Source organism: Lutibacter sp. (assembly GCF_030692605.1).
Classification (GTDB): Bacteria; Bacteroidota; Bacteroidia; order Flavobacteriales; family Flavobacteriaceae; genus Lutibacter.
On sequence record NZ_JAUYUD010000030.1, the window covers coordinates 1 to 7,675 of the forward strand.

Below are 7,675 nucleotides of genomic sequence, written 5' to 3' on the forward strand. Positions count from 1 at the left end.
TTTTACGCCTTTCTTTATTAAGGCAATTGCCTTTTTTCGATACGAACTTCTAATCGTATCATCAACTGTCCTAAAATCTTCTTTTTCCATAGGACAAATATACAACTTTTTTATGAATATATTACCGCTAGGTTAATATAATCGATTGCTTTATCTATTGGGGTTAGAGTAAGCTTGTTAATTGAAAATTTTTTTTTGATTTGTGGGAACTTTAACTGATAAAACCAAATCGCGTTTATCATCGGAGTAAATGTAAATTATAATTAAATATAAAAAACACAGTGTAAAACTATTTAACAAACGGCATCATTATTACTAATAATTGGTATATTAATTTATATAATATGCAAAAAATTTAATATTTTAGTTTACTAAAAGCCAGTGATTTAGGCTGTTCTGGAGGTCTTTTTTTGCTGAAGTTTGACAAAATAAAATAAAAATACATGGTAAATTGTTTCAGGATTGGATAAAATGAATCAGAAAAGGAGATTATAAAATTTAAAAAGATATTAAAAAACGCAAAATTTTATATTAAAAATATGTAATATAATTACACTTTAATAATCCATAATTAAATAATTTCATAAAATAATTAGTAGGAAAACATCTCTTCTAGATCTATCTCTAAACTTTCAATAAAAGTATTGGATTTTGCTATTTCTTCGCTTAAAATTACATCATCTTCAATAAAAGGAATATCTACTCTAAAACTTGATAAAAAAGCTTCTAAAAATGGCGATGTTTTTAATGGTAGTCTAAAAAATAAGGCTTGAGACGCATTTAACAATTCAATTGCCAAAACCGTTTGCACATTTTTAACAATTTTAAATGCCTTTGTTGCCCCATTAGCACCCATACTTACGTGGTCTTCTTGTCCGTTGCTTGATACAATGGAATCTACAGATGATGGGGTTGCCAATTGTTTATTCTGACTTACAATGCTTGCAGCAGTATATTGCGGAATCATAAAACCACTATTTAAACCTGAATTTTTAACTAAAAAAGGTGGCAAACCTCTTAACCCTGAAATTAGCTGATACGTTCTTCTTTCCGAAATACTTCCTATTTCTGCCATTGCAATAGCTAAAAAATCAAAGGCAAGCGCTAACGGTTGTCCATGAAAATTACCTCCAGAAATAATCTCATCAGTTTTTTCAAAAATATTCGGATTGTCGGTTACCGAATTAATTTCGGTAAGGAAAACTTTTTTACAATAACTCAACGCATCTTTACTAGCCCCATGAACCTGAGGCATACACCTAAAAGAATAAGGATCTTGCACATTTAATTTAGACTGAATAATTAACTCACTACCATCTAAAAACTCGCGAATTCTTTCTGCAGTTTTTATTTGGCCATTATGAGGCCTAATAAAATGAATCAATTCATTTAGAGGAGCGTCGTTTCCATCAAAAGCTTCCAAAGAAACTGCACCAATTAAATCGGCCAAATATAAGAGTTTATACGATTTTAGAATTAAATCAACTCCATAAGCACTCATAAACTGTGTGCCATTTAGCAAGGCTAAACCTTCTTTTGATTTCAATTCGATTTTACTCCAATTGAATTTGGATAAAATAGCTTCACCTGAAATTTTTTCGCCTTGAAAATAAACTTCTCCTTTTCCTATTAAAGGCAATGCCAAATGTGCCAACGGTGCTAAATCGCCCGAAGCACCCAACGAACCTTGTGTATAAATAACCGGAATAATATCATAATTATAAAAGTCTACTAAACGTTGTACTGTTTCTACCTGAACACCTGAATGACCATAGCTTAACGACTGAATTTTTAAAAACAACATCATTTTTACAATTCTTTTTGGCACTTCACTACCTGTTCCACAAGCATGACTCATTACCAAATTTTCTTGTAATTTTTGTAAATTATTTGTGTCAATTTTAACATTACATAAAGACCCAAATCCAGTATTTATACCATAAATAGGTTTGGTTTCCTGCTTCATTTTTGCATCCAAATAATTCCTACAGCTTTCAATTTTAAGAATTGTTTCTTTTGAAAGTGCTATTTTTTTATCAGTTAAAATAAGATTATTAATTATTTCAAAAGTTACTTGTTTTGAATCAATATAATAAAGGTTGTCCATGTTTAAAATTTGAGAATTCAAAATTCCGCATTCCTTTTATATTATGCAAATTTATTGTTAAAGTAAACAGTTATTTAAGTCTATAAAAGTATAATATACTACATTTGCCCATTGTTTCAATTATCAATTATAAAATGAAAAAAATAGCTCTTATTATAATCTTAGTTTCCCTAATTTCTTGTAAAAAAGAAATCCCAGTAGATTATGCAATCGTTTCTGGAAAAATTATGAATGCTCCTGCTAAAGAGCTTAAAGTATACGACGCTAACAATGAAAAATTAGCACCTGTAACAATTACCAATCAAGGTACATTTACAGACACATTGTACGTAAACAATGGGTTTTATACATTTAGCGATGGCGAAAATCGTATAAATCTTTATTTAGAGCCAGGCAATAATCTTATCATAAATTATGACGCAACACAATTCGAAAACTCATTATCCATTAGTGGTATTGGATCTGAAATAGCCAATTATCTAATTACTAAAGAAAAAACTGAAAAAGAAATGATGGGCGAAGGAACCTCTGTTTATTTATTAGAGGAGGATGCTTATAAAAACCGATTTGCAGAAATTAAAAGTACGTTAGATAATTTAATTACTTTAACTGAAGGAATTTCAGAAGAATTTAAAACTTCAGAAAAAAAGAATATTAACTATTCGTATTTGGAAAAATTGGCGAGATATGAAAGTTATCATTCACATTATGCAGATAAACCAGACTTTAAAGTATCTAATACCTTTTTAAAAGATTTAGATGGGATATTATATGACAACGAAGATGATTTTCTTTTTTCATCTAATTATAAAAGCCTAATCACTTCTCATTTTTATAAAAAGGCAGGTGAATTAGCAGAAAAGGATTCCATTTCTGAAGATATTGCATTTTTAAAAACAGTAAGCAGCTTGGTTAAAAATGAGACTATAAAAAATAGTTTACTTTTTGACAATGCTAAATACGGAATCACATACACAGAAGATATCGAATTATTTTACACATTGTTTTCTGAAAATTCTACCAACGAAAAGCACAAAAAAGAAATTGCTGCCTCTTATACTTTACTGAAAAAAGTTGGAAAAGGACAGCCTTCTCCAAAATTTAGTGACTATGAAAATCATAAAGGCGGTGTAACATCGTTAGATGATTTAAAAGGGAAATTTGTTTATATAGATGTTTGGGCAACATGGTGTGGACCTTGTAAAGCTGAAATACCTGCTTTAAAAGAAATCGAAAAAAAATACCATGGAAAAAATATTGAGTTCGTTAGCATATCTGTTGATAAAGCAAAAGACCACGAAATATGGAAGAAAATGGTTTCTGATGAAAAATTAGGAGGCATTCAATTATTTGCTGATAAAGATTGGGATTCAGAATTTGTTCAAGAATATTTAATAAAAGGTATTCCAAGATTTATTTTAGTAGATCCAAATGGGACTATTGTAAATTCGAATGCACCAAGACCGTCTGACGAAAAATTAATTGAACTATTTAAAGAATTAAAAATTTAACAATAAAAATCAAAAAATGAAGAAATTAATTTGGCTTTTTGCCGTAATAATCATAACAATTTCTTGTAAAGAAGAAGTTAAAGATTATGTTACCTTAAATGGTATATTAAAAAATGCAAACTCAACTAAAATTACTGTTCAAGGTAGAGGATTTAGCAAAGAAATAAACGTAAATGAAGATGGTACTTTTACAGATACCCTTAGAGTTACAGATGGAGTGCACGCCCTGACCTTTGAAAATGGTGATCGCATTACGTTATTTTTAAAAAATGGCTTCGATTTAAATCTTCAATTTAAAGGAGATAACATAGTTGATGGAATTGTGTTTACCGGTATAGGGGCAGAGACAAACAATTTTATGGAAAATAAAAAGTCCTTTTTTATGAGTGATTTTGCTAATCCTAAAACCTATTTTTCTTTAGACAAAAAAGCCTATGAAACTCGATTGGCAGAAGCTAAAAAAACCTTGAAAGGTTTTAAAGATAACGCAAAAGATCTTGACTCATTAATAGATGCAATGGATTCTAAAAATGATGAAATGTTTTTTGGCTATATTGAATCTAACTATGAGGCTATGAACGCTAATATGATGAAATTGGCAACAGGAAAACTATCACCAACTTTTGCGAATTACGAAAATTTTAAAGGAGGCAAAACATCATTAACAGATTTAAAAGGAAAGTATGTGTACATTGATGTTTGGGCAACGTGGTGTGCTCCTTGCAAAGCAGAAATTCCATTTTTAAAAACACTTGAAGAGGAATATAAAGGCAAAAACATAGCATTTGTAAGTGTTTCTGTTGATGAAGCCAATGCTCATAGCGATTGGAAAAAAATGGTTAAAGATCTAAATCTAGGTGGCGTGCAATTATTTGCCGACAAAAGTTTTGAATCGGAATTTATTTTGGAATATGGAATTACTGCGATCCCAAGATTTATTCTAATAGATCCTAAAGGTGTAATTGTGGATTCTGACGCTAAAAGACCATCAGACCCAACGTTAAAAGATCAATTTAAATCGTTAGGGATTTAAAATTAACATCAAATTCAAATTATAATACAAAAAAAAGACCGCTGATTAGCGGTCTTTTTTCTTCAAATAATTATATATAAATATCAAAAATTTAGATACTAAATCTTCTTTTATTGTTCCACGCTAAACTCTTTGCGTTTCTAAAATCTACATTATTCTCTTTTCTAACATTTATCTCCCTTTTACTTTTGTTAATTGCTTTCATAACTTATCTATTAATTAGACTGCAAATATACAAAACAAAACATTATGCAATCAAATTATAATTGCGTATTTAATAATTATTTAACATTATATAATTATTAAATTATATAATTCTTAATTATTTTACGTAAAACTAATTTTTATTTAATAAAATAAAATAATATAGTTTATTTAACTGAATTGATATCAAATACAATATTATATTGATTCTTTGTCGTACAATTTTTATCATGAATAATGAAAAAAATTGTTTTCCAATGTGAAGACCTTTCTTTAATATATTTCTATTTAACAATAGAAATTAAATAATCAAACAACTATTAAAACAATTACAATCAAATCGAATCTTTCGTTGAATCCAAAGAAATTTTACTAGAAATTATTTGAAAATACATTTTAAAATCGGAGCGTAAACTCCATAATGGGTATTGAAAAGTAGCTGGTTTATTCTTTTCAAAGAAAAAATGACCCGCCCAAGCAAAGCCGTAACCAGCAATTGGTACTAAAATCCAAAGTTTTGGAATATTATGATATATGGCTGTAATAGCAAGTGCAAAAACCAAAGTAGTACCGATAACGTGCAACAATCTACATGTACTATTACTATGCTCCTTCAAATAATACGGATAAAAATCTTTAAAAGATTGAATTCTTTGATTCATAATAATTAAATATTTGCAGCAATCTACAATAATTTATGACATTAATGTAATGATAATAAAAGTGCAACACGAAAAAGCTATTTATAATTAATACCTTATAAACAGCTTCTAAATACTATTATGAATGAAATTTAATAGACAGAAAATTTTAATCCAATCATTACATTCCCTTTAGGCATAGGAATTAACCCTACTTCAACATAATCTGTATTAAAAATATTATTAGCATTTAGAGACAATTCAAATTTATTAATTTCAGCACTAATCTTAGCGTCTACTAAATTATAACTAGTACCTCTTGTTCTTTCTACATATCTATAAGTGATACTTTGTTTTAAAAATTTTAAAAATTTAGTATTTAAACTTGCCGAAAATTGATGTTTTAAACTATTAAGTGAGTAACGTGTATAATTCACATTTTGCTCAATTATTTTATCATCAATAAAATTATAATTTATATCAATATTTTGTAGAAAATCCCCAGCATTAAATCTATAATTAAAAGATGTTTCAAAACCTTTAGTTGTTACAGAGCTAAAATTTTGAGTTTGCCATTTTTCAGCAGAAGTATTTCTTGTCCAATCAATTAAATTTGTAGAATTTCTATTGAATAACGAAAAGTTAAAATTAAAAGCATCTGTTAAATATTTCAGTCCAATTTCTTCTGAAATGGCTGATTCAGGTTGTAAATTTGGATTACCTTGATTTCCAGGATCTGAATAATACAAATCAGTATAGGTAGGTACTCTGTAGGTATAACCAATATTACCAAATACTTTTACATTATCATTTATATTATACCCAAGATCTAAACCTGGTAAAAATTGGGTTTTAAAATCTGAAAACGAACTTATTGCAAGACCTAAAGTAACATCAAACTTCTTCATTTTATTAAAACGATGTTCTAAAAAGGTACTAAAAACCAAACGATCTCTATCCCCTAAATTATTACTCGACAAATATACTTTTGAAACGTCGACTCCAATACCAGTAGTCCCAAATGCAGAGATATACACCATATTTGTTTCAAAACCTACTTTATTTGAAATATGAAAATTTCTATAAAATGAAGGGTCTGTTCTTTTTAACAAAAACATATCTTGATTTCTTCTCCAATAAATGCGTGGTTTAATAGTTAAATTGCTCGAATAAAATTCGGATGATAATGCAACTAAACTGTTTTGAGTTTCTTCATATTCCTTAAAATTAGGGTTTGAAGTATAAAAATTTTCAGCTCCAAATTTTCTATCATTAAAGGAAGTTATTAAACTAAAATTTTTATAATTAGATTTTAAAAACACTGACGTATTATCAAAGTCTGAATTAGGCCTGTACCCATCTGATAGTTGTTTTTCAACATGTGCCAAAATCGAAGTGTTATCACTAAACTTTTCCTGAATTCCAACCGAAGCCTTTTTATTATCAAAAGAGCCATAGCCAACCTTTAGATTTAAAGAACTTTGGGTTATCTTTTTAGTTACAATATTTATTGCACCAGCAAAGGCATTTTGACCATAAATACGTGCAGCTGGTCCTTTAATTATTTCAATACTTTCTATATTATCCAAAGATAAAATGGCATTCATTGTGTGGTGTCCCGTTTGGGAATCATCCATTTTAACACCATCTATTAAAAGTAATGTTTGATCAAAATTACCTCCTCTTATAAATAAATCAGACTGCATTCCGTCAACTCCTCTTCTTCTAACATCAACACCAGCAACAGTTTGCAACAAGTCTGCTAAATTAGTTGCCGGAGAATTCTTAATCATTTCACTACTGATAAATGAAACTGTCCTCGATTCCTCAGAAATTGGTAGTGAAATTCTATTAGATGAAATTCTTACTTCCTTTAATTTTATCGTATCATTTTGAGCATTTATTTTTGTTGTTAATAAAAACAGGATTGCTACTATTATCACCGAATTTTTCATGGTATGTTTTAAAATTTATAAGGCGCAAATTTATTCTATAATTTTCGATTTGTAATAAAGATTACATAAAAAAAACCGAACAAAATTAGACTGCCCCCAAAAAGTTAGACACTATTTGGGGGTATTTTTATGGAAAGAAAAGTGAAATATGATTACACATTTAAACTTGAATGTGTAAAATTAGTATTAGAGAAACATTATTCATGTTTATTAGTTTCAAAGCA

General features: G+C 28.5%; 5 protein-coding genes. 2 read left to right on the top strand and 3 right to left on the bottom strand.

The annotated features are described in order from the left end of the window. Window positions 1-592 precede the first annotated feature (592 nt). On the bottom strand, window positions 593-2,107 hold the full coding sequence (hutH, locus tag Q8S45_RS02685) for a histidine ammonia-lyase (protein ID WP_305601001.1): 1,515 nt from the start codon (window positions 2,105-2,107) through the stop codon (window positions 593-595). 134 nt (window positions 2,108-2,241) lie between these two features. Here hutH and Q8S45_RS02690 point away from each other — a divergent pair, with 134 nt between their 5' ends. Continuing rightward, complete coding sequence (locus Q8S45_RS02690; protein ID WP_305601003.1) at window positions 2,242-3,618, top strand: redoxin family protein; 1,377 nt, start codon at window positions 2,242-2,244, stop codon at window positions 3,616-3,618. 16 nt (window positions 3,619-3,634) lie between these two features. Then, complete coding sequence (locus Q8S45_RS02695; RefSeq protein ID WP_305601005.1) at window positions 3,635-4,651, top strand: TlpA disulfide reductase family protein; 1,017 nt, start codon at window positions 3,635-3,637, stop codon at window positions 4,649-4,651. A gap of 539 nt (window positions 4,652-5,190) precedes the next feature. Here the strand turns inward: Q8S45_RS02695 and Q8S45_RS02700 are convergent. Both Q8S45_RS02700 and Q8S45_RS02705 read right to left on the bottom strand, forming a co-directional pair. Continuing rightward, window positions 5,191-5,517 (bottom strand): DUF962 domain-containing protein, encoded by a 327-nt coding sequence (locus Q8S45_RS02700; protein WP_305601007.1) that lies wholly within the window; start codon window positions 5,515-5,517, stop codon window positions 5,191-5,193. A gap of 131 nt (window positions 5,518-5,648) precedes the next feature. Continuing rightward, window positions 5,649-7,451, bottom strand: a complete 1,803-nt coding sequence (locus tag Q8S45_RS02705) for a TonB-dependent receptor (RefSeq protein ID WP_305601009.1) — start codon at window positions 7,449-7,451, stop codon at window positions 5,649-5,651. Window positions 7,452-7,675 lie beyond the last annotated feature (224 nt).

Coding starts and splice junctions, on each gene's coding strand:
- hutH (WP_305601001.1), bottom strand. CDS start 2,107: ATGGACAACCTTTATTATATTGATTCAAAACAAGTAACTTTTGAAATA.
- Q8S45_RS02690 (WP_305601003.1), top strand. CDS start 2,242: ATGAAAAAAATAGCTCTTATTATAATCTTAGTTTCCCTAATTTCTTGT.
- Q8S45_RS02695 (WP_305601005.1), top strand. CDS start 3,635: ATGAAGAAATTAATTTGGCTTTTTGCCGTAATAATCATAACAATTTCT.
- Q8S45_RS02700 (WP_305601007.1), bottom strand. CDS start 5,517: ATGAATCAAAGAATTCAATCTTTTAAAGATTTTTATCCGTATTATTTG.
- Q8S45_RS02705 (WP_305601009.1), bottom strand. CDS start 7,451: ATGAAAAATTCGGTGATAATAGTAGCAATCCTGTTTTTATTAACAACA.